3 protein-coding genes are annotated in these 1,349 nt (G+C 40.0%); all 3 read right to left on the bottom strand.

Going from position 1 to position 1,349, the window contains the following annotated elements; all coding sequences use genetic code 11:
• The coding region (locus GON22_RS25475; protein ID WP_202113502.1) for a hypothetical protein at positions 1–267 on the bottom strand (267 nt) is incomplete at its 3' end.
• A gap of 147 nt (positions 268–414) precedes the next feature.
• Positions 415–894 (bottom strand): hypothetical protein, encoded by a 480-nt coding sequence (locus tag GON22_RS25470; RefSeq protein WP_160398860.1) that lies wholly within the window; start codon positions 892–894, stop codon positions 415–417.
• 8 nt (positions 895–902) lie between these two features.
• On the bottom strand, positions 903–1,181 hold the full coding sequence (locus tag GON22_RS25465; protein ID WP_237179355.1) for a hypothetical protein: 279 nt from the start codon (positions 1,179–1,181) through the stop codon (positions 903–905).
• Positions 1,182–1,349: the final 168 nt, after the last annotated feature.

Below are 1,349 nucleotides of genomic sequence, written 5' to 3'. Positions count from 1 at the left end.
CATCCCGTCATATCCGAATGTTTCCGTCCATAAAGCTACTCCGATGCTATTGCTATGCTTTACACTCGTCAGTTCGCCAAATGCATCTGTCATTTTAACCTGCTTCGTGCCAAATGGAGTAGCAACCATACTTTTGTTCGCATTGTTACTGGTTTCATACGTATACGATACCGTGCCCATCTCCGGATAATTGACGGACTGTAACCGGCTCAGATTATCGTAAGTATACGTTACTGCTTTGTTGTCGGGATAAAGCAGCGAAGTCATTCGATCATAGCTTCCGAGGGAAGTAGCTATGAATTATTAAAATAAAGTAGGTTACGACTTAGCCGCCCAATTCATTCGGCACTGGGTAGGGGTAGAAGAAAAGACCTTGAAGGTCCTCAAGGTCAATAGCATTACAGGAATTACTATTTACATTTCGATAAGCATTAGTCCATCCAAATATGATTCTAATTTAGATATATCAAGCCACGGCACTTCATTCTGCCTAACAGTATAGAAGCGTAAAACAACCTCTTCACCGTCATAAGAGAGTATCAGCACGAAATTCCTACGTCCGTTATACTGCTTATAAAGAACAGCCGCCCAAACCTCAAGTGTCTTTATTCCGATGTTTAAAATTGCGTCAGGATGCACATCCTCATCAAAAATATCATTTAAGTGAATATGATTATAGTCGGCTTCAAATGCTGTTCTATCAGGCACAAACTGATTCGGTGAAAAATGGGTCTGTAGTTCATTATTTCTTTCTTGACTTAGGAGAACACAACCATCCCATTCAAAAAATTTAGGAAAGATGACGCTCTCTATCCTTGTTAAATCTATAGTGAAATTACCGTCAGTCTTCACCAAAGAATCAAAGCACTTTCTCATTTTTGAATTTGTTTTCATTTTTCACCTCATTTTGGAATGTATGCATTCTCTCCAAGATATTGTGTAAGCCCCACGTTCAATTTCTTTACGAAATTAGGATCTTCAAGCATCTTATTTACACTTTTTGGAGCGAGATTTCCATTCGAATCTACGAACGCTCCTTTTTGTGGGTCGAACAAATACTTTTTATTATTCGCATCTTGATAATGAATTTGACCTGCACGTTGACCTGGGTTAGGATTCTCAACATCTAATCGAGCCTTACTTCCCGTCTCCTTCCAAACAGTTTTACTTGTAACTTGCACACCATTTGCCCCAAACAGAGGACAATTCGTATTATGAACCCTGACCTTGCCCTGAAAAAGTAGACACGCAGAAACCCTCAATGACACCAATTAGTCTAATAGTTACATCTCTGCTCCGACCAGGAATGGCGGGACATAATTGTTGGAGGAATGCGTTCTCCGACGGTT

This window comes from Paenibacillus sp. MMS18-CY102, from assembly GCF_009789195.1.
In the GTDB taxonomy this organism is placed as follows: Bacteria; Bacillota; Bacilli; order Paenibacillales; family Paenibacillaceae; genus Paenibacillus_T.
This window is presented reverse-complemented; position numbering and strand designations above follow the sequence as displayed.

Bases quoted from the DNA above. Each gene is read 5' to 3' on its own strand.
- GON22_RS25470 (WP_160398860.1), bottom strand. From the start codon at position 894: ATGAAAACAAATTCAAAAATGAGAAAGTGCTTTGATTCTTTGGTGAAG.